Here is a 584-nt window from a genome sequence, read left to right on the forward strand (position 1 = left end):
TGTCGGAGCCGGCGGCGATGCGGGCGGCCTCGGTGATGTTCTGCGGCGTGCGGATGCCGGCGACGACATCCTCGCCCTGCGCGTTCACCAGGAACTCGCCATAGAGCTGCTTTTCGCCGGTCGACGGATTGCGCGTGAAGGCAACGCCGGTGGCCGAGGTTTCGCCCATATTGCCGAACACCATGGCTTGAACGTTGACAGCCGTGCCCCAGCTTTCAGGGATGTCGTGCAGGCGCCGATAGGTGATGGCGCGGTTGTTCATCCAGCTCGAGAACACCGCGCCGATGGCGCCCCAGAGCTGCTCCTGCGGATCCTGCGGGAACGGCCTGCCGAGTTCTTCCTCGACCTTGGCCTTGTAGAGCGCGATCACACCTTGCCATTCGATGGCCGTCAGTTCGGTGTCGAGCTCATGGCCGAGGCTGGCCTTCTGGTCTTCGAGAATTTCCTCGAACACCTCGTGATCGAGGCCCATGACGACATCGGAATACATCTGGATGAAGCGGCGGTAGCTGTCATAGGCAAAGCGCGCATCGCCGGAATCGGTGGCCAGCGCCTCGACCGTCTCGTCGTTGAGGCCAAGATTG

Annotated in this window: 1 protein-coding gene; it reads right to left on the reverse strand. The window is 62.8% G+C overall.

Annotation, left to right across the window (positions count from 1 at the left end):
- Window positions 1–584: PEP/pyruvate-binding domain-containing protein (locus ACWTU8_RS31980; protein WP_455851274.1), on the reverse strand; the 584-nt coding region annotated here is incomplete at both ends.

This window comes from Mesorhizobium sp. BHbdii, assembly GCF_053848045.1.